This window comes from Aeromonas sp. ZOR0002, from assembly GCF_963866995.1.
GTDB lineage: Bacteria > Pseudomonadota > Gammaproteobacteria > Enterobacterales > Aeromonadaceae > Aeromonas > Aeromonas caviae.
Map to the genome: position 1 here is coordinate 1 of NZ_CAWMFQ010000123.1, position 23,630 is coordinate 23,630.

Sequence of the window (23,630 nt, forward strand, 5' to 3'; positions counted from 1 at the left end):
CAGCCATTGATGCCATCCGGCAACTGGCTCGCGACGTCAAGATCCCCACCGGTCTGGAGCAGCTCGGGGTCAGGGCCGACGACCTAGACGTGCTGGCCACCAATGCGCTCAAGGATGCCTGTGGTCTCACCAACCCCAGGCAGGCGACTCACGCGGAGATCGTCGCCATCTTCCGCGCCGCCATGTAAGGGGGCAAGATCCTGCCAGGGCCGCCACGCGGCCCTTTTTATTGGCTGATGGATCAATGGCTTTTTACTTCCGCACGGGGAGTGGGTATGATTTGCCGAGCTAAAAAGACTGTATGGATGATCTGAACCCGATATGCGGATGAAACACCTGATTGCCGCGGCCCTGACCGCCCTCACCCTGTCCGGTTGCAGCCTGGTCTATCGCATCGATATTCCCCAGGGCAACTATGTGGAACAAAAGCAGGTCGACAAGCTGCGCCAAGGCATGACCCGCGAACAGGTCGAGTTCGTGCTGGGTTCTCCCATGTTGCGCGACAGCTTTGACCCCAACACCTGGTACTACCTCTATGAGTTCCAGCCCGGTCGGGGCGACAAGGAGCGCAAGGAGCTGACCCTCAACTTCGTGGGTGACAGACTGGCCACCGTGACCGGTGATTTCCCTCTCCCTGCCGCCTTCACCACACCGCTCTAGATGACATCACAAAACCGGCTTCTGCCGGTTTTGTTCTCTCTGGCCCCGGTGATGTCGCCGGGCCACACTCTGGATGCCTCATTGCCCCGAGGAGATCATCATGAGTCGATTCCTGATTGCCGGCGCCACCGGTCTGATTGGCAAAGCCTTGCTGCATGAGCTGGGGACGGAGCATGACCTCCTCCTGCTCTGCCGCAAACCGGGCGACCCCGCTCCGGGACGCACCTGGCTGCCCACCTCGTTCGACGCGCTGGACAGATTGACGCTGCCCTCCCCTGTGGACATTGCCTTCTGCTGCCTTGGCACCACCCGCAAGGATGCCGGCTCGGCCGAGGCCTTTCGCCGGGTCGATCTCGACTATGTGCTGGCCTTTGCCGCGCTCGCCCGTCGCCACGGCTGCCGCCGCCTGCTGGTGGTCTCCAGTCTGGGCGCCAACCCGGGTTCCCCTGCCCTCTATCCCCGCACCAAGGGCGAGATGGAGCAGGCCCTGCTGGCCCAGGAGTGGCAGCGGCTCGTCATCCTGCGCCCGGCCATGCTGCTCGGCCATCGCGAACCTGCGCGCCGTTCGGAGCAGATCATCCAGGCCATCTATCCGCTGGTAAAGCCCCTGCTGCGCGGGTCGCTGCGCCGCTGGCGTGCCATCGAGGCCAGTCAGGTGGCGCACGCCATGGCGCGCCTTGCCATCCAGGAGAGCGGGATAGAGACGGTGGAAAACGAGCGCCTGCTCACCCTGTGATGCCCCGTGCCGGGCGAGACGATCACAAAGGGGCGCCACGGCGCCCCTTGTCACAGCACATCACCCGTCAGGTGCCGGCATCGTCTCGCTTGCGGTGCACATCGGGTCGCCCTCCGGTGACCACATCGGCGCGCCCCTCTTCCTTGGCTTTCTCCGCCCGCTTCTTGCGCATCTCCTTGGGGTCGGCGATGAGAGGGCGGTAGATCTCGATGCGATCCCCCTCCTGCACCGACTCTGTGCCCTTGACCGGACGGCTGTAGATACCGAACTTGTTGACCGACAGGTCGATCTCCGGGTGCTTTTGCAGGATGCCGGACTGTTCGATGGCCGCCAGCACGCTGGTCTCGGGCGCGACCCGGATGCACAGCACCGTCTGCCGCTCGGGCAGGGCATAGGCCACTTCGATATTGAGGAGCTCAGACACCGTAAACCACCTTGGCACGATTGGAGAAGGCAAGCACCATGGAGCTCACCAGCTCGCGGAAGATCTGGCCAAAGGCCAGCTCAATGAGCTTGGAGGTGAACTCGAAGTCGAGATCGAACTCCACCTTGCAGGCATCCACGTCCAGGGGTGTGAAGGTCCACCATCCCGCCAGCTTGCTGAAAGGCCCCTCCACCAGCTCCATCTTGATGGTGCGATTGGCATCGAGCTGGTTGCGCGTGGTAAAGGTCTTGGCGATACCTGCCTTGGCCACATCGACCGAGGCCATCATGTAGTCTTCACCTGACTCATGAACACGGCTGCCGACACAGCCGGGCAGGAACTCAGGATAGGCATCAACATCATTGACCAGCCGGAACATCTGTTCCGCGCTGAACATCACCAGGGCACTGCGAGTAATACGGGGCATGGGTTTTCCTCATCCAATCGGCCCGATTTTATCACCTTGTCAGCCAAAATCACCGCCGAAACTGTTCGCGGGTCACCAAGCACGGCAATCGCACACTTTCCGGCCAGTGTGGCCTGCTCTCGCCCCGCCCTTCCCTCAAAATCGTCATCGAACTGCTCACAAAGCCGCCACTCGGAGCGCTGTGCGTTTTACAGCCGCCGCCACCCACGTATAATGCGCCTTCCTAAACATTGCCTAAGGCCCCCGTCATGAGCAAAAAGAACAGTAAAAACAAAGCCGGGTCCAGCACCATTGCACTCAACAGAACCGCCCGTCACGAGTACTTCATCGAAGAGCGCGTGGAAGCCGGCCTGTCCCTGCAAGGGTGGGAAGTGAAGTCCCTGCGGGCGGGCAAGGCCAACATCAGCGAAGCCTATGTCATCTTCATGCAGGGAGAAGCCTTCCTGTTCGGCTCCAGCTTCCTGCCGCTGAACGCCGCCTCCAGCCACGTGGTATGCGATCCGACCCGCACCCGCAAATTGCTGCTTAGTCGCCGTGAACTCGACAAGCTCGAGAGCCTGACCGCTCGTCAGGGCTACACCATAGTGCCGCTGGCCCTCTACTGGAAAGCGTGCTGGGTCAAGGTCGAGATCGGCCTGGTGAAGGGCAAGAAAGAACACGACAAGCGGGAAGATACCAAGGCCCGGGAATGGGATCGGGAAAAAGCCCGCATCATGAAAAACAAACACCGCGGTTGATCGTGCGCCGCCGGCCCCCATGCGGCGACCAATAAACCAGCAATCGACCGGCCAAGGCCGGTCGATTGCCATCAACGCCTTGCCATGACAGGATTTTTGCGTACAATCCCTTTTGACAACTTGGGGCTGATTCTGGATTCGACAAGATTCACGAAACCCAAGGTGCATGCCGAGGTGCGGTAGGCCTCGTTAATAAACCGCAAAAAAATAGTCGCAAACGACGAAAACTACGCACTCGCAGCTTAATAACCTGCGCTGAGCCCTTCTCCCCTAGCTTGCCTGTGTCCTAGGGATATGGAAGGTCATCCTTCACAGGATCGTGTGGAAGTCCTGCTCGGGGCGGAAGCATTAAAACCAATCGAGCTAGTCAATGCGTGGCGTGTCTCTCCGCAGCGTGTTGGCGAATGTAAAGAGTGACTAAGCATGTAGTACCGAGGATGTAGTAATTTTGGACGGGGGTTCAAATCCCCCCAGCTCCACCAATTTAACTAGGACACAGACAGGACAAAGCGAGTTAAAACAGCCACTTAGCCAAATCGCGGCGACAGTGACTGGCCCAAAACGGGAACTAAAATGATCCACTGGCGATCCAAGAGCAAGAAAGCCTGCAGAAATGCAGGCTTTTTTCTTTTCCCCTCCTCAACACCTGCCTCCACCAAAAAACGCGCATAGAAAAGCCCGCTCAATGGCGGGCCAATCCTAACCAGCTGCAACAGCTATGAAGCAGCTTGCAGCTCATCGCGAAGTCGTTCAAGAATGCGCGCGATTTTCTCTTCCTCCACCTTTGTCAGATCCAAAGTCTCAATAACATGTTCTAGCTCAGTTAGTGAATCCATCCTTCCAGGTCCTCGCTCTTCCCCTCTCAGTCTCTCGACTGTGAAACACTGTATACCCATACAGTAACCAAGCGAATGTACCACTTTTTGCAGACTTAGTGGAGCAGTATCTTCTTGAGCCTCCTTTACCTTTTTCCTAGCCGTTGATAGATCCCATACTCTATGACTCGTCATAAAACCGCCACTTGTGTAAATGTTGATTTTTGCGGCGACTCTCCGTGTACTCAGCCATCTATTTTTTTTGACTACAATCTACACGACCACGATGTGCCATTACTGAGCAATTGCACTATAGGCGTCCCAGATTTGGGACAAACATAAAAACATGATCTAGAGCACGGTTGGCCACCACAGATAAGGAATGCCTATGAAGCGGTATCTGACCAGCTCTAGCATCGAGTATGTCCATCGCACAAAGAAGAAGGTGCGCAAGCTGATGGCGGAGAGAAAGCTCAGCCAGTCCAAGATCAGCAAGCTGACCGACATCCCCCGCTCCAGTATCAGCAGATGGCTATCGCCGCATCACGACGACTTCATGGGATTGGCAGAGGCGGTCATGCTCTCGTCAGCGATGGGCCTATCCGTCCAGGCCATCCTTGCAGACCCTGACTGGAGCGTCTCAGATGATGAACATATGGGGCTGATCAACCGAGCAGCAAGACTGCCGAAGCCACACCTGGCGTCGATGCTGAATTGCTATGCAGAGATACTTGGGGTTCGGGTGGGATAAGGGGCGATGGCTCGCCCCCTGCGCTGTCCTACTCATCGGAGCCTTGGTGTGAACCATCCCGGCCGCAACAATCCTTCAACTGCTCAAGGATGTTGGCGATCTCGGCACGAGTGAGGCAGGTAAGATCAAGCGATTCAATGATTTCTTCAAGTTCAGTCACGAGGAAAATGGGGTTCATTGCGAACTCCTGATAGCAAAGTTGCATGGGGTGACATCCCCAGGCACGCCTTGCTCACCTCTCAGGCGAACACCTGATTAATGAGAGCGACGTATACTGACCATCCATACCTCCAGTTCGCTAATGAAACCAACAACGAGGCCATATTATCAGTGTGGTGCTGTGGTTTGCCACATCCCAACCCGGATCTTGTCGTTTTCAATAGGCAATAAAATGGGGCCGAAGCCCCACCGTTATTACTCTGCCTGTTCAGGCATCATGCGCTCTATCCGCGCCGTGATCTTTGTCACTGACGTGCAGTCTCAAACGATCCAGAATCGGATTTTGCTGATAGAAAAAGGAGAGTCTTGATGCGCTTAACAACTACCACCATAGCTTCCATGCTTCTTTTTGCTGGGGCAGCTTCTGCCGAATGCATTGGATCTGGCAGCCTAAAAACATGCTATGACGACAGCGGAAACACATATACTGTGCAGAAATTTGGTAATTCCACTTATGTCGATGGCCAGAACGCCAGAACTGGATCAACTTGGAGTCAGCATAGCCAGAAGCTTGGTAACAGCACTTACACCACCGGGCAGGATGCAGATGGCAATTCATGGAATAGTACAGCCACAAAGGTTGGTAACTCTACAATTATTAATGGAACTGATAGTAACGGCGATCCATTTTCTGCCACTTGTAATGAGTATGGGTGCTATTAAGTGGCGTGCGACATTATTAGTGGAGTGTATTAATGGGGTTGTATTATTTGCGAACAATAGCAAGGGGTTTGGTCATATTGTCATCTGCGCTTGTTATTTCAGCTTGCGTTACCGCCACCCTCACCGAAAGCGGCTCCATGGTGAGAATGACATCAAACTCAGATGCTATAAAAGGGTGTGACTTCATTGGTAATGTTGAGGCCAGCGATCATTTTAATGGCGGGTTGTCAGGGCAAGCTGCTGCAGAAGAAAATGCAGTGAGAACACTGAGAAACAAGACTGCTGAAATGGGCGGCGACACCGTTACCATCATGATGAATAACACTGGATTCTCAGGGTCATCACTTAGAGGTGAGGCTTATCGCTGCAATAAATAACTAAAAAATCTGATCAAGCGCCGCAATAGCAAATCCAACCAGGACAAAGAAAAAGCTGAATGCCATAAAGTCATCCAGATCGCTCCGGCTGGATTTGCTAAAACACCAACACCCGGCAGCAAAGGGGATCAGGGCCAGCGTAAAGCTGAAACTGAACGCTTTGAGCGCCACCACCATCATTATCAACGCAAACAGTATCCACATGGTCAGGGTCCTCACATATTAAGGCCCTAGCTTACCCCCTTCGCATGGGCTCAGCCAGGGCCGCTATTGCGTCACTCCCAGTTCTTCCGATTGCGGTTTACCGCTTGGTACACCAGATCGTTTCGGCGCGAAAGCAGCTCATCGATACGGCGGCGCTTCTCATCAGCACTCAGAACCTTGTCACGCTGCATCAGCTCAATACGGTTGCGGAGCACCCTGATCTGCTGCTGGGTGCGGCTCAGGCTGCTGCGTGACTTCAAGATCCCGCCCTGCTCATCCAGCAGCTCATTCGCCTTATCGGTCAAACCCTCGCTACGGTACTGGTCAACCGTGCGCTTGAGCTGGTTCACCTCATTGAGCATCTGGTAGAACTGCTCCATATGTTGGGTGGACTTGGCCGGGCCAGTACCGCGATACACTGCTTTCACCAGCGGGATCTCGTCTGCTCGCCAGCTGGCCGACTCACCAGGGCGAGAGGCGCGGATGATGCCGTCTGCCGCAGCCATGACATAGCCACCAATCGTGCCTGTGTAACCAATCACCAAGTGCTCAAGCTGCTTGGGCGAGAAGCCGGACAGCTCGCCAAGCTCGCGCATCAGCAGGCTGGTCTGCTCGTTGTAGCGGGCTTCCGCCTTCACAGCCAGATCCTGCGCGTTATCGATGGGGCCGCCCCTGAAACTGTCATAGTTGAAGGCTGCCTCCACTATCGGCTTGACGATCTGCGGGGTGGGGTTGAGGGCGAAGGTATCGCCAACCGCTCTGGCGACTGCCTTGCCGAACTGGGCGCCGGCATCCTTGCCACCCATGGCGCGCACCATCCGCTCCGGGATAGTGCCGAACATCACCCCAATCTCGAACGGCTTGGGGATGCGGAAGTGCTGATCGCCGACAAAGATGTGCCAGTTGGCATCCTTGTCCCAGTCCGGCAGCTCCTCGTATCGCTCATCATCCCAGTTCATGGCCAGCAGGCCGAGCGACATGGCGGTGATCATCCCCGCACGCTTGGCAATCTCACGAGGGTTGTCGCGCAGCTCCCGGCTCAGTTTGCCCAGACCCTGCAGGCGAGCATTGAAGAACGGCAACACCAGGGACGCCCCCTGAATAAAGCGGGCCGCCCCCATCATGGAGAAGTCCATCAGGTCTTTTGACTCGAACGCCGCCTGTGCGTGGCTCTTGCCCGCCTTGATGGCCGCGGCATAGACCGCCTCGCGGTTGGCATTCTCGAAAGCCTCGCCATAGCGGTTGTACTTCTCCCACACATTGGCAACCACGCCCTTTGCCTGGGCGGCGTTGCGGATGATGCTCTTTTCGTAGCGGGCAATCTGCTCCGGCGTCATCCCCTTGCGGCGCAGTGACTTGCGCACGGTGTCGGCCATGGCGGTCGGGTCGTTACCGTTGACATAGCCACCCAAGAAGCTGGCGCCGCTGAACATCACATCAATGGTGCTGCCGTCCATCGCCAGGGTCTTTTTCACCCCCTTGATGGAGTCGATCACCGGCTTGAAGCCGTCTTTGCTGATCGCCCAGCTGGAGAGTGAGTCGCGCAGGAAGTTGCGCAGCATAAACTCAGGGGATGCGGTTACCCCTGCCGTCAGGATACGCTTGGCGCTTGACGCCATCATGGTCATCTTGCCAAAGGGTTTGCGGTCGAAGAAGGTCATGGCCCGATACAGATCAGGATCCTCCACCCGCAACATGTACTCCTCACCCTCAAGCTTGAGCATTATCCGGTCCTTGCCGTTGGCAAGCGCCTGATAGTCCATCTTGTTAGGCTTGGGTATCACCTCGATGAGCCCGGTATCCGCCAGATTCCAGACGGTCTTTTGCGCCGCCATGTTCTTCATGGAAGCGTCGATCAGCTTGGAGGTAGAGGTGAAGATGTTCTCGAGCAGGTCGTTGGTGTTGGCCTCCCCACCCTTAAGTTTCTTGATCCCGGCGTTCTGGTTGGCAATGCCCTTAGGCTTGAAGGGGGCGATCACGTCGCCGTCATCTGATTCACGGAAGAACGGGATGTACCATTCGCTTTCAAACTCGGCCCGCGCCTCCTTGGTGAATAGTCCAGCCTCCTGCGCCAGATCCAAGGTTGCAGCATTAAGGCGGTTCCAGCGGGCTTTTGCCTCCTTGAACTTGGCCTCCTTGCCCTTGCCAAGCCCTTTCAGGGCAGCGATGTCCTGCTCGCTCAGCAGATTCTCGCGCCCCTGCTCCATCAGCAGCTCAGCCCGGTGGCCGGCCATCCAGCCCAGCCAGTTGTGCAGATCAGCCCCCAGATCGGAGAAGATGCCAAGCAGCGCGTCTTTCTCGCCGGTGCCCGCCTTGCGCTGGATCACCCCGTCATTCCACTCCGGCAGACCATAGAGCATGGTCGCTTGCATGGTGGAGGCTGCCCCGGTCGCCATCCGCGCCGCAACATAGCCTGAGTCGGCAGCATCGGTAATGCCTGCCGCATCCTCTGCATACTTGATGGGGGCCAGCGCATCGAGCACTTCGGTGTTGGCTTTCTTGATAAAGCGGTCTACCCATGACTCCACTACGCCACGATCAACCTTGCGCAGCTTGTCCAGATTGGCCTTGGTCTTGTCGATGATGTCAGGCTTGGGGCCGAGATTGAGCTTTTCCATGGCTTTGTCGGCGGCCGTGTTGGCTTGGCTCATCTTGATCCCGCCCTTCTTTGCTGGCTGTTCAGACTCCTGACTGAACTTCTGACCACCATCCGGGCCGCCATTGTCAGGGCCGCCGCGCTTCATCTTCTTGCCCAGCCCTTCAATCAGCACTCTGGTTTCAGCTGCGGTAATGCCACCAGGCACAAAGCCGACAGTGCGCAGCGCCTTGGTAACCCATGCCACCACTTGATCCCAGCCACGGCGCCAGGCACTCTGCTCCAGTTCGGCCAGGTGGGCGATCACCTCCTCGGCCTGCACCCCGACATCCTCGCCAGCGTAATGGGTATCAACCCACTCCCACACCGCCTTCATGCTGGGGGCGCTCTTCGATTTGATGATGCGGCTGATCAGCTTGGTGTACTCGCCATCGCCCAGCACATTGGCTAGGCCATAGTGGGCCAGCACCTCATGGCGCAGGATCTCGCGCATCCGCTTGGGGTGGGCGATGGTGTCGGCGGCCACATGCAGGGTGCCGTTGTCATCATCGAACGCGGCGCGGCGGATAAGGCCATCTTTGGCTGCCAGCCCCAGCGCCTTCTCCAACTCGGCCTGGATCGCGTGGATCTGCACATTAATGCCACTGGCGCCACGGTACTGCTTGAACCACTCCTTGGTGACCAGCTCCGCCTCTTTGCGGGTCAGGTGCTTGGCTGGCTTCTCGCCCTGCGCCATGGCCTGTTTGGAGAATGAGACGGCTCGCTTTGCGCTTCCCCCTTCGTCCTGCTGCGGTGGCGCCGATACGATGTTGCTGTTGCTCGCGGCTGGCTTGATTGGGGTTGCGCTGGATGGGTTGCGAACACGCGCTATGGCCGTGCTGAGTGCGTCTTTCTTGGCTCCTTCAAGCCCCCATCGCGCATCATCCGGATTGTCGTCGTGGCTGATGCCAAGCTCGTCAGCCACCGCCAGTACCTCATCATCCGTCAGGGTGACAATGTCCACGCCCGCCGCTGGCTGTTCGCCAACTGGCTTGGTGGTATCACCACCCTTCACCCAGCGCTTGAACTCCTCCACCGGCATCGCCTTGATGGAGCCAAGCCCCTTCCACCCCTTCTCATAGTTGGCAAGGTAGCCAGCCTGGGCGGCCTGCTCATCGGCAAAGCCCATCATTACCTTGTGTTCGTCAAACTTGCCGGTATTGGGGTCCACCTGATCCACCACGTAGACGGTTTCGCTATCTGGCTGTTCACCGATGAACACATCGACATGATCCCCGTCCGCCCCCAGTGTGCGCTTGATATAGCCGTAATCGTGGGCCATGGTGGATTGCCACGCCTTGCCATCCTTGTCGGTACCAGAACGGGTAGAGCCCTTGGGGTTCTCGAGCGCGATATCCAACCCCTGCAGCTTGAGGTGACCTTTCTTGTAGTTGCCGGCCTCCTTCTGAGCGTCGGTTGGTTCAGGCGCCACCTCGGCGCGGGCTGCCTCGATCTGCTGAACCGGCTCACTGGCGGCTGGCGCGGCGTACTCCCGCACCTTGGCTGCCGATGACTTGGCCACCAACAGGCCGCCCTTACCCTGGATCGCCTTTACGCCGCTATCCTTGGCCCACTGCTTAATGAGCGGCACCTCGCCTTTCAGAGTGATGGTTCCATCAGGGTTATCGATGGCTTCCGCCCAGGGCGTAGGTGCAGCGACAGGTGCAGGCACTACCGGATCTGGTTGCGCCACCTCAGAAACAGCAGCCCCGGCATCAGGGGCCGGGGCTGTCAGTGTTGGGTCATTTTGCTGCTGTCCATCAGGTACAGGTGGAGCAGCAGCGTGGTCTGCCGGATTTCCGGATCCAGCTCGGTCGGTGAGTCCGGCAATGGCTGGTCCAGCGCCTGCTGCAGCCGGTTCGCCTGCGCCAGGCTGATCGCCTTGTCCTTCACTGCTGATTGCAGGTACTGGGGTAACTGGCTCATTGCTCACCTCTGTCTGGGGTTGGTTGAGGGGGATCACCTCTCGGTATCCGGTATCGATAGCTGGTGCTAGTTGGCTGGCCTCGCCCGAGGTGACGGACGGCGCCGGAACTGTTTCAGCGCTTACGCTTGCAGCTGGCTGATCAGATGGTTGGTTCTGGTCTGTGACACTGATGTCATCGAGTTGCGGGGCACTGGGCTGCGTGGTTGCAGCAGCCTTCACCTGCTCCACTTCGGCGATCTCAGCCACCCCAAAGCCGCCACCATTGAGCGGCACCGGCATCTCCTTGCCCTTGCGGCTGGCCATGGCGGCCTCTTTCTCGGTTGCGAATGGCTTGCCTTTGCGGGTGATGCGGAGTGTCTGGAGCGGGCCAACTGCCGATTCGGTGGCACTGCCGCGCATCGGTTTGGCGTCAGGTTGTCGCTGATCTGCGCCATAGACCACATCGCGGTGCGGCAACTCGGTACCGACCTCGCGGGCCTCCCCCTCAATCACCGCGCCCGGCAGCTCGCCAGCTGGCTTGGTGGAAGATGCCTCTGGCGGCAACACATCCCCCTCCTGCCCGCTCTGCCAGCGAGTGCGCTCTGCGCCGCGGAACTGGGGGCCGGTGCCAGCCGGCTTGTCGTCAAAGTGGCCTTCCTTGGTCATCCCCCGGGCGGCATTGGCGTCACCTGCAAAGATCACATCCTTGAGCGGCAGGGCTGGGCGCTGGTTCTCCATGGCTACCTGCTGGGCGCTCTTGTTGCCTGCGAACGGGTCAAGCCCGAGCTCGCCAGCCTGAGCTCGCTCATAAAGGCTCTTGCCCTGATCGCCAGCCTGCATCTGGGAGGCAACCAACTCCTGCACTGACTGGCCAAACTCACCAGCCAGGGCGCGCTGCACCTCGCTGTCGGCAGCCATGCCCTTGAATCGCTCCGCGGTATCGTCGCGGCGCAGGTAGGCAGGCACATCACGCAGCTCGTCAAACTGGCTGGCGCTGGGGCCGAGCGGGGATTGCTCGCCAGATGGTGCAACCACCGGATCGGCCATGGCGTCGGCGGCAGGTGCCAAGTCAGGATCTGCCGGTGCGGCAGCGGGGTTTGCTTGCATCGGATCACTCTGCTCAACAGGTGCGGCATCCTCCACAGTGGCGGGATCTGCCTGTGCGCCCCCTTCGCTTTCTGGCTGTGACTTGCTGCCACGCAGCCCGCCAGCGCCACCCAGGGCGCCACCGGTACCCATGCCAATCAGGCCGCCCTCCAGCGCACTGGACACCACTCCTTTCATCGGGTCGATATCGGCAGCGGCCACCTCGTTAAGGGATTCGTTGATGGTGTATTGCTGTACCCCCTCCTCGAGGGTCTCGCCGATCCCCTCACCTACCGCCCCCTTGGCGGTCCCCTTGAGCACGCCACCGGTCGCCGCCTTGCCAGCCAGCATCTTGAACAGCATGGCATCGCCCATCACAGAGCCCATGGCGGCAGCGCCCCACACTTTGGCGTCGCTCATGGTGGCTCGGCTGGCAACGTTGGCAGTCTCCTCCCGGGCCAGCGACAGCTTTTCCTCATCAGAGAGGTGTTGAGTCTGCTGATCCTGGTCGATGCGGGTGAATGCCTGGCGGAAGGTATCGCTCCGTGACAGCTCATCAAAGCTCATGCCCAGCACTGACTCGCGGGTATTCACCCCCGCGCTACCTACCGAGCCGGTCGCGCCAGTGGTGACAGCCCCCCCGGTGGCGATTTTGGACACGGCCTTGGCGGCTACGGCCTCGGCCACCTCCTGAGTGGCGCCTCGCTTAATCATGGAGGCGGTGACAGCACGCCCGATACTGGCCTTGGCAGCGACGCCAGTCACACCGCCAGCCAGCAGGGTCGGCACCATGGAGCCCACGCCCTGTGCCATCTTCATGGCCCACACGTCGATATCACCCGCGCCATCGCCCATGGTGAGGCGCCCCTCTGGCGTCTCATCAATCAGGCTGCGGCCGATCGCCTCTTTGGCATCACTGCTCATGCCATCAGTCAAGGCATCCGCACCGGATTGGGCCAAATCCCCTGTTGCCGCAACCCCTTTCATCACAGGGGTGATCGCTGAGGCAACATTCCCCCAAGCAGTCTTTCCCTCATTCTCTTTCCCGTGACTTATCACGCCCCGTGCCAGCTCACCAATACCACCGACCAGTTCCAGTGCGCCAGCGCCAACAGCCTTTGGGTAGTCACTTAGCTTGGTATCAAGATCTCGTTTAGGCTCAGCAACTGGGGCGTTAAACTGCTGTCGCATGTCTGCCCAGAAGCCATCCATTCTTGTATCTGATTGCTGCGGTGACGGCAGGGTGTCACGAAGACTGTTCTTGTCCATGGTGGCCTCGGTTTTTGTGCAAAAGAAAAGCCCCGATCGGCGAACCGATCAGGGCTTGATATAGGGAGTGCTGGCCAATAAGCAGACTGGCCGACTATGGGGAGATGCTAACGCTGGGCGGGTGAATATTCAACCTGCATCATTCGTTGGATCCGCGCCGTGATCTCGGCTCGTTCAACGCGCGTCATGTCGATGCTCTCCAGCTCATCCAGCAGGGCGGTTAGTTCGACTTGCAGTTGGGCGGTGCTCATGCAGCACCCCCAACTTCCAGCAGTGTGATGATCTCGCCAATGGCCTTCACGCCCGCGTCGTTGTAGCGGAACGACTCCACCTGCTTGGGCGAGTTTGGCGATTTGTCGAGAAACACCTTGCCGTATTGCTCTGTTTTCAAGCCGTGTTCATTGGCGAGGCGACCCACCTTGTTGGCACTGATGCCGTAGCGGTCGCCAACCTCAGTGGCTGTGTAGTAATGCTCAGTGAGCAATGGCAGCGGAATAATGTCAGCGCCAGCCACCGGGTTAACCAGTGACGCGGTAATGGTTTGGCGAGACACATCACTCAGGTGGGGGAGCAGATTACAGATAGCTTGGGCGTTCTTGATCTGCTGATCGAGCGCTTGGGCGCGCAACGTGACAGCCTTGGCCAACCGCATGTCATCCAGCGCGACCTTGGCTGCCTTGCTGCCAGAGAGCTCAACAGCCTTTTCAATGTCGCCGTGGCGCAGGGCTTGAGCAGCTGCATAGACCTGCACTTCAAATGAGGCATCGATCCAACCGGCGTACTTCATGGCGACAATTTCAATCGCCCAAGTGCCCTGTTTCACACCGCCCTTAATCGATTTTACCGATGCTAGAAAAGTAGCATCGGCTTCAATCGCTTTAATAAACTCCACTTGGTGCTTGAGGAAGTTGCTTGGCCGTTGGCTCTCTGTCGCCTTTCCCAACGCCATAGCCGCCTTGTGCAGATCGTTGAGGCAGTACATGCCGTCAGCCTTCACTGCGATAGAATGGCTCTCGATAACGATGGCATTGACTTTCGTTTGTCTATCGGATTGATGTATAGTCATACCGTAGTCCTTACTTTGCTGGTTAGGTTTACATCCCTCGGCCCGAGCTGCTCCAACAGCTTGGGTCGAATCCTTTCTAGAACTTGAACTCATTCAGGTTTACCTCTCCCCGCTTTACCAGCGCATCCAGTACCGCCAGCCGAAACAAGACTTCCGTTGGCAGCGTTCTGAAATGTTGATTTGCGTTTTTGCTGTATTCGTCAACCATCTCTGGCGTCATTCTTATCTGAACTGGTTTTTTCTTCTCGATTCCCATTCTCTTCCTCTGCTTGGCTGTTATGTCTGAACAAATCATATGACCAAGACAAGAACCATGCAAGTCATTTGATGTGCAAATAGTCATATCGTTCGCTTTGACTCTTATCGCGCGCACGATAGATACTTGCATCATTGAAAAACGCCTATGACTATCCCAGTCGGCATATCAGGACCAGTTATGGCTATAGAGAAAAAATCGAAGAAGAATACAACAAGCGTCAACATGACACTGAGGCTAGATCCCCGCTCCAAGTATCTGATCGACCTGCTCGCAAGACAGCAGAAGCGCACCATTACAGGAGTGATAGAGTGGGCGGTTGAGCGTGCTGGCACCGAAGCAATCTTTGATAACGATCGTGGCATCAGCTTTTTAGAGGTGATCGACTCGCTATGGTCAACAGATGAGTCAGTTCGCCTTGCCAATCTGGCACTGGCACGCCCCGATCTGCTGGATTACGACGAGCTCAGGATCTGGGAAACTATCAAAGCATCACCGGATCTTTGGAATGCCAGCGGTCAATTGCTGTATACAACTTTGCAAGAAGAATGGGATCGAATATTAGAACACGTCGAACAGCATCGACTAAGCCGAGCTGTAAAACCCTATTCGGTTTTATAAAATAGCCAAAGGCCATTTTGAGCTCCCCGAACTGGGGGAGCTCAAAGCCTCTAAAGCATGTAGCTCACAAAACATTCATCATTTTGCTGGCCCCCTTGCCCATGCTGGCACATAGGCGTCGTTAGATGGCAGGCTGAAAGGTGACTCTAAATCACGCAGCGACAATGCCCCAGACTCCATTTCAAGAGGCTTTCTGTGCTCTTGGCTGTAGGCTCCGGCTCGCTGTGTCTTTGAGTCATGGTTAGCCTGTGAGAGGCTTGTTCTGGGGGCTGTTTTTGCGGTCTCTCCCCTGATCCTTCCGGCGGTCGAGGATGCTTGCTTAGCCTTATTGTATGCAGCTAACAGTGCGTCAAGTTGAGCCGAATCCTTCACGCTGTCGATAGGAATTCCGTTGCGTCTTGCCTCGTCCAGAATTCCAGCTCTCACTGGGTCTTGGCTAGCCCACTGCGAGGCAACCCCTGCCTGAGGAGTATCGCCAGATGATTCATCCGGCGCTGCACCATTGCTGACGCCATAGATGCTGTCTATTTTGGCTTGGTCTTCTTCGTAACTTGCGAGTAGTTGTTTGGCTTGTGCTTGCCTCTCTTCCAGACTGCCCACTGCATCACTGGAGAGAACATTCGCTACGTTTTTGTTGAGCTCCTTGATCAAGTCAACACTCGCCTGCTTATGACCTTTCAAGTCAGCTTGTTGGACTAAGCCAAGGCTCTGACCAACACGGTTTAGTGTCTCGCGGTTTTGCCCTGCCCCACTAAGCTGATGGTACATCTGGCTACGCTGGTACACCGTCTTTATCAGATCCCCCCATTTTGAGACTTTAACCGGATCGCCTGGCTGCGTGCTTCGACCTTCGGTCACTACGCTGTCAGCAGTGCTGCCGTCAGCATAAGTTACCTTAAGTCCATACATGACACCGCGCCCATCTTGAGTTGGAATGACATGCGTCAGCTCTTTATCTGTGATTTTTTTACCGGATGCCGCATCGACCTCGCCAATACCTCGCTTAACCTCCTGCTCCAGGATGGTATTTAATGGGCTAATGATTTCCGGCGAGTTGACGCGTTGGACAATGGCTCGCTGAGCATCCTCATTTCCCCAACTCAATTTCCCAGAGTCGATATCCTTCATCAGGCCAGAAATTTGCGGCACGATTTGCCGAGCGGCCTGAAGGTGCTGATTATCACTGTATCGGTCAAAATTGAACCGGTAGAGGGCTCCGCCCTTCTGGAACTCCTTGTTCTTCATCAGGTCAACATACCCTGCCGGATCCGCCTCGCCCCTTAATCTCGCTTGGAATGCAGAGTCAATCAATGGCAGGCTATCCTCAAGAAGCTTTTGGTTTACTCTCTCACTTACCAGCCAGTCATGCTCTTGTTTGGCCCTCCCCTCCGCAGCCTGAGCGAGCCCCAAGTTGGCATTGCGGTAAGCCTGCATGCCCTCTGCCTCTTTCTGCCTGAGGCCAAACTCCTGCCCCCACTGCTCTTTGGCTGTTTTCTGCTGTCCAACCATGTTGTCAAACTCGGCTTGCCGGAGGGAGAAGCTCCGATCAGAATCCTCCTTGTTCTGCTTCACCATTGCATCACGCAACCCCAGCTCTCGCTCTTGCCGGATCTCTTCCTGCTGGCCGCGCTGATAGCGGTCCATGGTGTTGAAGCCAGCCAGAAAGCCTTCTGCCAATCCTGATACACCCATCACTCATTCCCCTTTAAAACAAACTGTCAGCCAGAAATCCGACGCCTGCACCAATAAGCCCGCCTACTGGTCCGCCTACCGAACCAGCCATTCCGAGCATGGCCCCCATCGATGCACCAGTGCCGATAGTGCTCAGGGTCTGCCCTTTGCGGGCAGTCTTGAGGTTTTTGTTGGCAGACTCAACCTCTTGCTCACGATTGGCCGCATCACGCAGCCCCATCATCCCCTGCTGGCGCGTCTGGGCGCCAATATCAAGCAGTCCGTACCCCATCACATACCTCCACCAGTTTTGATTGCCTCACGCAGGCCGGCATCAGCGCCGGTCAAGATCCCCATCTGGCGCGCCTGCTCCTGCTCGCGCAGGCCGTTTTCAGTGCCCGCCGTCATCAGGGCAGCCCGCAAACCCTGGCTGTTGTCGTTGGTGTTGCTGCTCACCCCCATGCGGGCATTGCGGTTTGCCGTAGCCTGCTGGGCAGAACGCAGGGCGTTGGCGTTGTTCTCATCCACCCGGCCGAGCTGCTCCTGCAGCAACTTGCCGTTGGTAGCCAGCTCCATCAGCTCCTTCTGCTTCGGGTAGAAGCGGTCTTTCCAGTCCTGGTAGCTCTCGCGGGTGATCTGTGCAAATGTATCTGCGGCGTATCCCATCGTTTACCCCTTAATAGCCCTTGCCTTGCAGCACGCTGGCTGTCGGGCTGATCTTCTTGCTCACGGTTGTTGTTGCTGGCGCCTTAAGCTCCTTGAGCCCATACGCCGTGCCAGCTCCCGCCAACGTACCAACCAGACCAGCGGTTGCCTGTTGGCTCTGGAATGAGCTCTGGGCGTCACTGGTGGCCTTGCGCAGGCTGGTATTGGCCACATCCCCCATGGCAGCCAGCGATTCAGCCTTCTGCCCAGCACCAATGCTCACCACATCCTTGAGGCCAGCCACATACTTATCTTGCTGGCTGGACTGGGCGCGATTGGTGGTGTCGGTCTGGCTCAGCGCCTGGTCCGTCTCCAGATTGGACATGGCAGCCTGGTACTTGCCGCTGGTCGGATCCACACCGCCTGCCGCCATAGAGTCGGCCAGCCCGGCGCGTGCCTCGCCAAAGGATTGAGCGGTACCCAGCGCGGCCGTGCCAGCCAGCTTGTCGTACTCGCTCTCGTTGTTGAGGTCATCCACCTTGTCCATGAAGATGTCCTCATACTGCTGCAGGTCGTTTTTATAGAGCTGCCACTGCTCCATGGCCACATCTGCAGCCGCCCTCTGGGCTTCCGTCTCCTGAATTTCGTTAGAGCCACCCTTGCCCATCGCTCACCTCACAAGTTGATCTGAAACACAAAGAGCCCGTCAGCATCATCTGGCTGACGCACCCACCCCATTCTTGGCGCTACCCTGAGCCACCCTCTGCGCGCAGAGTGAAAGCGCAACCAGCGGGCACCTATCATGCGGGCCAGCCGCTTAACCTCCGGCAGGTGGCGCTCTGGCGCCCCGCCATCACCCCAGCCGACCCATACCAGCACGCCGGTAGTTCCCTGCTCGCTGACCGGCTTCAACACGAAGCCGTCATCACCACGCACAAACAAAAACGCCACCCTGTTACGGATGGCGTCTTGCAGTTCGGCGGGTAGCCTTGGGTTGCCTGTGTCGCTGGCGATGCGGTTGATTGCCTTACTCATGTCAATGCCATTAGCCAGACGGCTCTTGATGTTATGTTGTTCTCTGGCCCCGTCAGCGAACCGTTTCCGTAGGCGCTTGTTGCAAACGATATAGTTGCATCAGTGTTGGCTGGAATAACCATAAACGGCATAACTGTAACAGCAAGATTTACATCACCACCGGTTGGCAGGTTTGTAGTTGTTGTGATCGTCTCAACAAGAGAACCATTTAGGTATACATGCAGGTTAAGTCCAATGGTGCCAGACCCAGATACACGCCTGCTGAAGGTTATGCCACCCTGCACTAGCACCAGATTTCTGGCACGGTTGTATGCAGGGATGGTGAACGCCCCCTTGTGGGTAAACATCTTGGTGACATCACCAACAATCCGATCGGCATAAATAGTGCCAAGAACCACGCAGTTCTGATCTATCGTGCAGTTACCGATAGTCATATTGCGAACATAGCCGCCCTCTGCATAGAGGCGGTTGGTGTAGAGGCTGCCATCGCTGTAAATGATGGTGTGCCACCCCCATCCCCATCCGCCATAAGGGCCGCCCTTGCCAAAGCCTGCCGCGCCGCCAGACATAAAGGCGTTACCCATATCGATCTGGCCACCAGTGATCAGCGGGGCGCTGATGCTCACCCCAGCCTTGATATAGTCGGCGGTGATCTTCTCGGAGTGGATGATCTGGATAGTCGCCTTGCGAATGATGGCTTCGGCGATCACCGTCTGGCCGTTATCGATGGCAAACAGAGGGGCGGTGGCGCTTGGGCTGTTTGGGTTGAACACAAAGAACTGGCTGGCAGACACCATCACCTGGCTGGAGCCATCACTCTTGGCTACCAAGCCGATCCCTGCCTTGATATCGCCAGCCTGAGCCTTGACTGACCACATGGCTTCCGCACCATTCTCCAGGTCAGCGATGGCTTGGCTTTGGGTCTGCACTGCCGACTCCAACTCTCCAGCCTGAGCGGCAACCGTATCAATGCGCTTACCAAGCGCCCCGTCAGCCGTGGCTCTCGCCTCTGATTCAGTGGTGATCTGCCCGGATAGAGAGTCATCACCCTTTTTGAAGTCAGCCGTAACCTGCTTGATCTGGCTGGCAAGCGACTCCACGGCATCAGCCCGGGTTGTCGCCTCCTCGTTGATGCGCCCGGATAGCGCAGCGTCAGCCGTCTCCATGGCAGACTGCTGCTGGCTCAACTTCTCGGTCATGGCCGAGTCTGCGTCAGCGCTGGCCTTGGCCACCTCGGCAATAGAGGCAGACAGCGACTGGTCAACCCCCTCTATCTGCGCCTCAAGCACCGAGGTCTTTTGTGCCAGCGCCTCGTCCGCCGTACTGCGCGCCAGCCGCTCCTCGGTGATCTGGCTGTGCAGGTCGGCGCTATCCGCCTCGTAATCCGCAGTGAGCTGCGTCACATCTCTAGCCAGCGCCTCATGGGCATTGGCCAGCGTTTGCTGCTGAGTAATGATCTTGCCGCGCGCCTTGCGGTTCTCCCGGTCGCGCTCATCGCCTGCCAGTGCGCCCTCGACATCCGTTTTACCGCCAAGGTCGATGGATGACTCCATATTGTCCTGCCGCTGTGCCAGCGCCTGAGTGGTATCAACAACCACCTTTTCCAGGCTGGAGATACTGGCCGCGTTAGTGGCGTCCCCCTCCTTTACGCTGGCGTCCAGCGTGGTGATCCGCTCTGCCAGTGCGCCGTCACCATCTGCCCGCGCCTGCTCCTCTTGGGCCACTCTGGCGTTCAGGTCGCCAAGTTCGCCATCCACGTTGGCAGTCAACTCGTCAACTCGCCGAGACACAGCCTCATCAGCTGTCGCTCTTGCCTCGGATTCGCTGGCAATCCCGGCGCTCAGGGCGTTGTCTGCATCGGTCAGCTCGGCATGCATCTGATCTTGGCGCAGTGCCAGTGCGCTGTCAGCGTCGGTCGATACCTTCTCCAGTTCCTTGATGGCTGCCGCGGTTTCACCAAACGACCCGCTCGTCGAAGCGCTCAGATCATCAATGCGCTGGGCCAGCGCACTATCGGCGTCGGCAAATACTTCCTCCACGCCGGTGATGCGAGCCTGAGTGTCCGCATCCTTCCCCTCAAACTTGACGTCCATGTCGGTGATGCGCTTGGCTTGGGCGGCCTGCTCATTCACGATCACCTGCTGTTGGGTGCGAATAGCGCCAAAAGCTGTGCGGTTATCCCTGTCTCGCTCATCCCCTGCCAGTGCGGCATCAATGGCAGCCTGGCCAGCATCGCCAGCGCCATCAGCCTTGTCATTGGCTAGCTCGACCTCGGCTTTAATTTCATCAAGCCGCCCGGCAGTGACACCACCATTGGACTCAATTACTTCCTCTAGGGCGCTGATTTTGCCTTCGTTATTACCAGTCCGCACCTCCAGCCCGCTGACTCGCTGGGCTGTTACGCCGTCGGCGTCAGCGGTGACGCGCGCCAACTCGGTGATCCTGGCATCCAGCTCTTCATCGCCCCGCTTCACGGTGGCCTGCACCCCGTCGATTCGCTGTGCCTGGCTCGATAGCTCATCGGTGTGGACCGTCAACTTGCTTTCAGCGTTGGCCAGCCGCTCGCCCTGCTCATCAACCTCTTGCTGCGTCGCCTTCTGGGCCAACTCCCCCTTGGTGGCGTTCAGCTCCTGCCCAATCTGGGTAACCTTCTTCTGCTCCTCGGTGAACTCACCCTTGGTCACCGTCTGGCTCAGGCTGGCGTCGAGCCCGTTGATACGCTGCTCGGCCTCTGTGATCCGCTGCCCTTGGCTATCAACTGTGACATTATCCGCCTTGCTGGTGATCTGCCCTGATACGGCATCCAGCGACTGGTGTACCTCTGTGATGGAGGTGCGCAGCTCTTCACGGACGGCGTTAACCGCATCCATGGTGATGTTGCCATTCTCTGGATCAACCTCGAACACCGCATCCCGGAAGCTGTCAAAGTCGCCCTTGTACTTGTCGATCTTGTCGTTCAGGCGGTCCTGAACCAACCCGATATCGATACTGGCATTGCCAAGCTGGTCCTGTGCGTCCTTGAGCAGCGCCTCGCTTTCCTGCTGCTTCTGGTTCAGCGACGCCAACTCCCCCTCGAGGCTGGGGATCTTGTTCTGGATTGAGCCGATGGAGACATCCACCTCCTCCAGCTTTGGCTTGATTGCCTCCACATCCATGGAGAGTTGTGGCACTTTCTTGATGGGGTCTAGCAGCTCCTTGGCCAGATGGCTCTCATCAATCTGACCCTGCAGCTCGTCCAGGATGTCCTGTACGTCGCGACTGGTCTCGGCCTTCACGCCGTTGGCGTTAAAGGGGCCAGCGTCATCCTTGCCATTAACGAAGCGAACCCAGTAGTAAAACGTGGCCCCTTTGCCGATGGCGTCAGAGAACACATTGGCCGATGTGGTACCGACCAGCGTGGCGGCCGGCAGGCTATCAGTCTCGGCTCGCCATACCTCGGCATGGGCATGACCACGGTAGTTAGGCCCATCCCAGTCGATAACCACGGTATGAAACGCGCCATTAGCCTGCACATTGACCGGTGCGTGAGGTTTGTCATAGGTGCCGGTGGGGAATAGGTCCGGATTCTTGCCGGGGGTGAACGAGCCGCCAGCACCAGGGCGCAGAGTCGCCAGACCCAGCGCGGTCAGCTCGCGCAACGTGACAGCCTTGTCCAGCTTATTGCCGCGCTGCCCTGTCAGCAGCTCGACGTTTTCGGCGGTGGCGGCCTGATCTCGTCCGGCCCGGTATGCTGCTTTTGCCATTACATCAACTCCGCCATTGAGCCAGCCAGGGTAATACGCCGCACCGTAGCGGTACCGAACACCTCGATTTGCCACCATCGGCCACGCACCGGTGGCAGCCTGAACGCGCTCACAGTCAGATTGCCGGGTGATAGCTCCATTACCTGCTGGTTATCCACGAACAGCCTAATCCCGATCTGAGTGATGTCTGACGACAGGATCCGGCAGCAGCCATAAGCCGTGCCGCTGACATTCATAAACACCTTCGAGCGCCAGACGAACTGACCATTACCGGTCTCTCCGCCGCGCCAGATATGCAGATCCCGCCCCTTTGCTACAAACAGGCTATCGCTCTCCATGTCCGAAACAGCCGCATCCCAGCGATTGGTCAGCTCACGCAGGTCGCCAGACTTGGGGTCAAAGATAAAGGCGTGGGTATCGGTCATGCCTACGTACTTGCCTTCGTGATGCCAGGCGCGCAGGGTTTCAGGATTCATGGCCCGCCACTGTTTGCGGGTGATCACCTGTTCGGTCACCACCTGCCCACCGCTGGCGCCAATACCAACCAGGCCGTCAGGGGACGCATAGAGCACGACACCATCCATCGCCACCATGGAGCGCGCACTGATACAGGCTTGCGGCAGGTGGCTAAGCTTCTGGTTTGTTACCGAGGAAGAGCTCACGCCTTGAGCCAGATAGGGGTAACCCTTGGTGCCAATCACCAGCGCAGTATCAATGGCGGCGATCGCCACAATGTCGTGCTCTGTGGTGAGCCGGTATTTCTCCGGCCAGGCATAGGGCAGATAGGGCTCGCACAGATAGAGCGAGTTGCCAGCAAAGCCAGCACACATGCCGTTGGCCATCTGGCACAAGCCGCGCAGGGCAGCAGGGGGCGGAGCGTAATCGTAGGTCTCCAGCACAGGGCCTAGCTCACCATCGGCAAGGCCATCCACAAACGAGGCTTGCGCAATTGGCAGCTCTGCGACCAGCAGGTAATCAGCCAGGCCACCACCGGAGACAGACCGATAGATCCGGCGCTTGGTGATGTTGTTATCCTGCGACTGCGGAGGAGATAGCGCCAGCGTCACCGTTGATTCAGGAATAGGGATTGCCACCTTGCCGCTGGCTGGCCCGGGCGGCCCCTCCTCGCCCATAGCGGTGACATAGGTGTCAACGTAGTAGCGGGTTTCGTCATCGGTGATGTCGTCATCCTTGCCGCCCTCTGGCGGCGTGATGGCGCTGATACCAACAGGAACGCCGGGCGCAGGCACCCCGAGCCGATACCAGGCGGTAGGCTTGGCACTGCCACCGGTCGCTATCTGGGCATGGGTCACCTTGGGGTATTCGCCATCTGTGTAGTAGACCCGCTGATACTCATCCTGAGCGATAGGTGAACGCATGGCCTCAACCACCTTGTTCCATGCAAACCAGTGCTCGCCATAGCGGAACAGGGTCGTTGGCGTGATGGGCAGCACCACACCGGCGCTCGCATCCTCCTCGATGGGGGAGATAACGCCGTGATCAAAATGGCAGTCGCGGGCCACCACGGCCACTTCATCAGACAACAGGTGAGGCTCCACGCGCGGCGTTACTCCTCGCATGGTGACGATATCAATGGCTGACATGGGATTCTCGGCGGGCAGGAAACAAAAAGGCCCACTCAGAATAGAGCGGGCCATGATGGGTAAATCCTAACGCTGACAGC

At 57.9% G+C, this 23,630-nt stretch carries 22 protein-coding genes, 1 other RNA gene and 1 pseudogene; 9 read left to right on the top strand and 15 right to left on the bottom strand.

Annotated elements, in window-relative coordinates; translation table 11 throughout:
• The 3 genes and pseudogenes from AACR77_RS06900 to AACR77_RS06910 all read left to right on the top strand — a co-directional run.
• Positions 1-188: pseudogene (locus AACR77_RS06900) on the top strand (iron-containing alcohol dehydrogenase); the annotation flags it as partial.
• A gap of 133 nt (positions 189-321) precedes the next feature.
• Positions 322-660 carry an outer membrane protein assembly factor BamE gene (locus AACR77_RS06905; protein ID WP_029314185.1) on the top strand — a complete coding sequence of 113 codons (339 nt, stop codon included), beginning with the start codon at positions 322-324 and terminating at the stop codon, positions 658-660.
• A 100-nt stretch (positions 661-760) separates the two neighbouring features.
• Positions 761-1,396, top strand: coding sequence for an NAD-dependent epimerase/dehydratase family protein (locus tag AACR77_RS06910; protein ID WP_042878055.1), 636 nt, complete (start codon positions 761-763; stop codon positions 1,394-1,396).
• Positions 1,397-1,463: 67 nt separating this feature from the next.
• Here AACR77_RS06910 and AACR77_RS06915 read toward each other — a convergent pair whose 3' ends face one another.
• Positions 1,464-1,820 carry an RnfH family protein gene (locus AACR77_RS06915; RefSeq protein WP_039039886.1) on the bottom strand — a complete coding sequence of 119 codons (357 nt, stop codon included), beginning with the start codon at positions 1,818-1,820 and terminating at the stop codon, positions 1,464-1,466.
• Positions 1,813-2,247 (bottom strand): SRPBCC family protein, encoded by a 435-nt coding sequence (locus AACR77_RS06920; RefSeq protein ID WP_010673974.1) that lies wholly within the window; start codon positions 2,245-2,247, stop codon positions 1,813-1,815. The genes AACR77_RS06915 and AACR77_RS06920 overlap by 8 nt, the downstream gene beginning before the upstream one ends.
• A 248-nt stretch (positions 2,248-2,495) precedes the next feature.
• Here AACR77_RS06920 and smpB point away from each other — a divergent pair, with 248 nt between their 5' ends.
• From smpB to AACR77_RS06935, 3 genes are all read left to right on the top strand, one after another.
• Positions 2,496-2,984 (top strand): SsrA-binding protein SmpB, encoded by a 489-nt coding sequence (smpB, locus tag AACR77_RS06925; protein WP_010673973.1) that lies wholly within the window; start codon positions 2,496-2,498, stop codon positions 2,982-2,984.
• A 122-nt stretch (positions 2,985-3,106) separates the two neighbouring features.
• Positions 3,107-3,466: a transfer-messenger RNA gene (gene ssrA / locus AACR77_RS06930) on the top strand.
• A 721-nt stretch (positions 3,467-4,187) separates the two neighbouring features.
• The gene (locus AACR77_RS06935) at positions 4,188-4,550 is read left to right on the top strand and encodes a helix-turn-helix domain-containing protein (RefSeq protein ID WP_042878056.1); all 363 of its coding nucleotides are present in this window, start codon (positions 4,188-4,190) and stop codon (positions 4,548-4,550) included.
• Positions 4,551-4,578: 28 nt separating this feature from the next.
• Here AACR77_RS06935 and AACR77_RS06940 read toward each other — a convergent pair whose 3' ends face one another.
• Complete coding sequence (locus AACR77_RS06940) at positions 4,579-4,728, bottom strand: hypothetical protein (protein ID WP_154109891.1); 150 nt, start codon at positions 4,726-4,728, stop codon at positions 4,579-4,581.
• A gap of 350 nt (positions 4,729-5,078) precedes the next feature.
• Here AACR77_RS06940 and AACR77_RS06945 point away from each other — a divergent pair, with 350 nt between their 5' ends.
• Together AACR77_RS06945 and AACR77_RS06950 are read left to right on the top strand one after the other, a co-directional pair.
• Positions 5,079-5,432, top strand: a complete 354-nt coding sequence (locus AACR77_RS06945; protein WP_081999286.1) for a hypothetical protein — start codon at positions 5,079-5,081, stop codon at positions 5,430-5,432.
• Positions 5,433-5,464: 32 nt separating this feature from the next.
• Positions 5,465-5,809 (top strand): DUF4156 domain-containing protein, encoded by a 345-nt coding sequence (locus AACR77_RS06950; RefSeq protein ID WP_081999287.1) that lies wholly within the window; start codon positions 5,465-5,467, stop codon positions 5,807-5,809.
• Here the strand turns inward: AACR77_RS06950 and AACR77_RS06955 are convergent, their stop codons facing one another.
• From AACR77_RS06955 to AACR77_RS06975, 5 genes are all read right to left on the bottom strand, one after another.
• On the bottom strand, positions 5,810-6,013 hold the full coding sequence (locus AACR77_RS06955; RefSeq protein ID WP_042878058.1) for a hypothetical protein: 204 nt from the start codon (positions 6,011-6,013) through the stop codon (positions 5,810-5,812).
• Between the two features lie 71 nt (positions 6,014-6,084).
• Complete coding sequence (locus AACR77_RS06960; protein ID WP_231563072.1) at positions 6,085-12,564, bottom strand: LPD38 domain-containing protein; 6,480 nt, start codon at positions 12,562-12,564, stop codon at positions 6,085-6,087.
• 452 nt (positions 12,565-13,016) lie between these two features.
• Positions 13,017-13,160, bottom strand: coding sequence for a hypothetical protein (locus AACR77_RS06965; protein WP_154109892.1), 144 nt, complete (start codon positions 13,158-13,160; stop codon positions 13,017-13,019).
• Positions 13,157-13,975 carry a KilA-N domain-containing protein gene (locus AACR77_RS06970; RefSeq protein WP_052224728.1) on the bottom strand — a complete coding sequence of 273 codons (819 nt, stop codon included), beginning with the start codon at positions 13,973-13,975 and terminating at the stop codon, positions 13,157-13,159. The genes AACR77_RS06965 and AACR77_RS06970 overlap by 4 nt, the downstream gene beginning before the upstream one ends.
• Before the next feature lie 76 nt (positions 13,976-14,051).
• A complete protein-coding gene (locus AACR77_RS06975) occupies positions 14,052-14,231 on the bottom strand; it encodes a hypothetical protein (protein WP_042878062.1) in 180 nt (59 codons plus the stop codon).
• 180 nt (positions 14,232-14,411) lie between these two features.
• On the opposite strand from AACR77_RS06975, the gene AACR77_RS06980 reads away from it, so the two are divergent.
• Positions 14,412-14,852 (top strand): hypothetical protein, encoded by a 441-nt coding sequence (locus tag AACR77_RS06980; RefSeq protein WP_042878063.1) that lies wholly within the window; start codon positions 14,412-14,414, stop codon positions 14,850-14,852.
• A 78-nt stretch (positions 14,853-14,930) separates the two neighbouring features.
• Here AACR77_RS06980 and AACR77_RS06985 read toward each other — a convergent pair whose 3' ends face one another.
• The 7 genes from AACR77_RS06985 to AACR77_RS07015 form a co-directional block, all read right to left on the bottom strand.
• Positions 14,931-16,544, bottom strand: coding sequence for a hypothetical protein (locus AACR77_RS06985; RefSeq protein ID WP_042878065.1), 1,614 nt, complete (start codon positions 16,542-16,544; stop codon positions 14,931-14,933).
• A gap of 13 nt (positions 16,545-16,557) precedes the next feature.
• Positions 16,558-16,815 (bottom strand): hypothetical protein, encoded by a 258-nt coding sequence (locus AACR77_RS06990; RefSeq protein ID WP_042878067.1) that lies wholly within the window; start codon positions 16,813-16,815, stop codon positions 16,558-16,560.
• Positions 16,815-17,189, bottom strand: a complete 375-nt coding sequence (locus AACR77_RS06995) for a hypothetical protein (RefSeq protein ID WP_042878069.1) — start codon at positions 17,187-17,189, stop codon at positions 16,815-16,817. Before AACR77_RS06995 ends, AACR77_RS06990 begins: the two co-directional genes overlap by 1 nt.
• Positions 17,190-17,199: 10 nt before the next feature.
• Positions 17,200-17,769, bottom strand: a complete 570-nt coding sequence (locus AACR77_RS07000; protein ID WP_231563073.1) for a hypothetical protein — start codon at positions 17,767-17,769, stop codon at positions 17,200-17,202.
• Positions 17,770-17,843: 74 nt separating this feature from the next.
• Positions 17,844-18,203: a hypothetical protein gene (locus tag AACR77_RS07005; RefSeq protein WP_052224729.1), complete on the bottom strand. Its 360-nt coding sequence runs from the start codon at positions 18,201-18,203 to the stop codon at positions 17,844-17,846.
• Positions 18,200-21,946 carry a phage tail tip fiber protein gene (locus AACR77_RS07010; protein WP_042878076.1) on the bottom strand — a complete coding sequence of 1,249 codons (3,747 nt, stop codon included), beginning with the start codon at positions 21,944-21,946 and terminating at the stop codon, positions 18,200-18,202. The genes AACR77_RS07005 and AACR77_RS07010 overlap by 4 nt, the downstream gene beginning before the upstream one ends.
• On the bottom strand, positions 21,946-23,604 hold the full coding sequence (locus AACR77_RS07015; RefSeq protein WP_081999290.1) for a hypothetical protein: 1,659 nt from the start codon (positions 23,602-23,604) through the stop codon (positions 21,946-21,948). The genes AACR77_RS07010 and AACR77_RS07015 overlap by 1 nt, the downstream gene beginning before the upstream one ends.
• Between the last annotated feature and the right edge of the window lie 26 nt (positions 23,605-23,630).

Excerpts from the sequence above, each read along its gene's own strand:
- AACR77_RS06905 (WP_029314185.1), top strand. The coding sequence starts at position 322 with ATGCGGATGAAACACCTGATTGCCGCGGCCCTGACCGCCCTCACCCTG.
- AACR77_RS06910 (WP_042878055.1), top strand. The coding sequence starts at position 761 with ATGAGTCGATTCCTGATTGCCGGCGCCACCGGTCTGATTGGCAAAGCC.
- AACR77_RS06920 (WP_010673974.1), bottom strand. The coding sequence starts at position 2,247 with ATGCCCCGTATTACTCGCAGTGCCCTGGTGATGTTCAGCGCGGAACAG.
- smpB (WP_010673973.1), top strand. The coding sequence starts at position 2,496 with ATGAGCAAAAAGAACAGTAAAAACAAAGCCGGGTCCAGCACCATTGCA.
- AACR77_RS06935 (WP_042878056.1), top strand. The coding sequence starts at position 4,188 with ATGAAGCGGTATCTGACCAGCTCTAGCATCGAGTATGTCCATCGCACA.
- AACR77_RS06940 (WP_154109891.1), bottom strand. The coding sequence starts at position 4,728 with ATGAACCCCATTTTCCTCGTGACTGAACTTGAAGAAATCATTGAATCG.
- AACR77_RS06945 (WP_081999286.1), top strand. The coding sequence starts at position 5,079 with ATGCGCTTAACAACTACCACCATAGCTTCCATGCTTCTTTTTGCTGGG.
- AACR77_RS06950 (WP_081999287.1), top strand. The coding sequence starts at position 5,465 with ATGGGGTTGTATTATTTGCGAACAATAGCAAGGGGTTTGGTCATATTG.
- AACR77_RS06955 (WP_042878058.1), bottom strand. The coding sequence starts at position 6,013 with ATGTGGATACTGTTTGCGTTGATAATGATGGTGGTGGCGCTCAAAGCG.
- AACR77_RS06960 (WP_231563072.1), bottom strand. The coding sequence starts at position 12,564 with ATGAGCAGTGATGCCAAAGAGGCGATCGGCCGCAGCCTGATTGATGAG.
- AACR77_RS06965 (WP_154109892.1), bottom strand. The coding sequence starts at position 13,160 with ATGAGCACCGCCCAACTGCAAGTCGAACTAACCGCCCTGCTGGATGAG.
- AACR77_RS06970 (WP_052224728.1), bottom strand. The coding sequence starts at position 13,975 with ATGACTATACATCAATCCGATAGACAAACGAAAGTCAATGCCATCGTT.
- AACR77_RS06975 (WP_042878062.1), bottom strand. The coding sequence starts at position 14,231 with ATGGGAATCGAGAAGAAAAAACCAGTTCAGATAAGAATGACGCCAGAG.
- AACR77_RS06980 (WP_042878063.1), top strand. The coding sequence starts at position 14,412 with ATGGCTATAGAGAAAAAATCGAAGAAGAATACAACAAGCGTCAACATG.
- AACR77_RS06985 (WP_042878065.1), bottom strand. The coding sequence starts at position 16,544 with ATGGGTGTATCAGGATTGGCAGAAGGCTTTCTGGCTGGCTTCAACACC.
- AACR77_RS06990 (WP_042878067.1), bottom strand. The coding sequence starts at position 16,815 with ATGGGGTACGGACTGCTTGATATTGGCGCCCAGACGCGCCAGCAGGGG.
- AACR77_RS06995 (WP_042878069.1), bottom strand. The coding sequence starts at position 17,189 with ATGGGATACGCCGCAGATACATTTGCACAGATCACCCGCGAGAGCTAC.
- AACR77_RS07000 (WP_231563073.1), bottom strand. The coding sequence starts at position 17,769 with ATGGAGCAGTGGCAGCTCTATAAAAACGACCTGCAGCAGTATGAGGAC.
- AACR77_RS07005 (WP_052224729.1), bottom strand. The coding sequence starts at position 18,203 with ATGAGTAAGGCAATCAACCGCATCGCCAGCGACACAGGCAACCCAAGG.
- AACR77_RS07010 (WP_042878076.1), bottom strand. The coding sequence starts at position 21,946 with ATGGCAAAAGCAGCATACCGGGCCGGACGAGATCAGGCCGCCACCGCC.
- AACR77_RS07015 (WP_081999290.1), bottom strand. The coding sequence starts at position 23,604 with ATGGCCCGCTCTATTCTGAGTGGGCCTTTTTGTTTCCTGCCCGCCGAG.